General features: G+C 55.4%; 1 protein-coding gene. It reads left to right on the top strand.

The window, feature by feature from the left end; translation table 11 throughout:
* Positions 1-180: 180 nt before the first annotated feature.
* Positions 181-1,063 (top strand): GDP-L-fucose synthase family protein (locus tag ACI3UA_RS04325; protein ID WP_439723600.1); only part of this gene is annotated, 883 nt, incomplete at its 3' end.

Below are 1,063 nucleotides of genomic sequence, written 5' to 3'. Positions count from 1 at the left end.
GGGCGGAGGAGCATATACGCACCAATCTGGAGGAATATCTGGAAAAGGGCGTAGTGAAGTAAAAGGAAAGGGCTTCATGAAGTAAAGGCCTTGGTTTAATGAAGGACGCAGTGAAAAATGGATGCAATGAAGAAGATAACGCCGGCGGAGAATGTGGCGCAAGAAGAGAAAATGAAAAAAATGGCGAAGGATGCCAGAATCTATGTGGCAGGCCATCGTGGCATGGTGGGCTCCGCCATTGTCCGTGAGCTGGTGCGGCAGGGCTATACCAATATAATAACCCGTACCCACAAGGAGCTGGACCTCTGCCGCCAGGAGGCGGTGGAGCAGTTTTTCGCTGCCGAGAGGCCGGAGTATGTCTTTCTGGCGGCGGCAAAGGTGGGGGGCATTGCCGCCAACAGCGGGGCACTGGCGGATTTCATGTACGACAACATGATGCTGGAGATGAATGTTATCCATGCCGCTTGGAAAAACGGCTGCAGGAAGCTGGAGTTTCTTGGCTCCTCTTGCATCTACCCCCGTCTTGCACCACAGCCCATGCCGGAGAGCTGCCTTCTGACCGGCGAGCTGGAGAAGACCAATGAGGCCTATGCCCTGGCGAAGATTTCCGGCCTGAAATACTGCGAGTTTCTGAATCGTCAGTACGGGACGGACTACATCTCCGTGATGCCTACGAACCTCTACGGCCCTAACGACAACTACCACCCTGACCACAGCCATGTGCTGCCTGCGCTTATCCGCCGCTTCCATGAGGCGAAGGAGGCAGGGCTTTCCAGCGTGACCTGCTGGGGTGATGGCAGTCCCCTGCGGGAGTTCCTGTATGTGGATGATCTGGCCGAGCTGTGCGTGTTCCTGATGAACCATTACAGCGGCAACGAAACTGTCAACGCTGGTACCGGCAGGGAGATTTCCATAAAGGAGCTGGCGGAGCTGGTGGCTGGGATAGTCGGCTATGAGGGAAAAATAGTCTGGGACAGCACGAAGCCAAATGGCACGCCACGAAAACTGCTGGATGTATCTAAGGCGGCAGAATTGGGCTGGTCGTATAGGACGGAGCTGGAAG

The sequence above is a fragment of the Anaerovibrio sp. genome, from assembly GCF_051866355.1.
Lineage (GTDB): Bacteria > Bacillota > Negativicutes > Selenomonadales > Selenomonadaceae > Anaerovibrio.
This window is presented reverse-complemented; position numbering and strand designations above follow the sequence as displayed.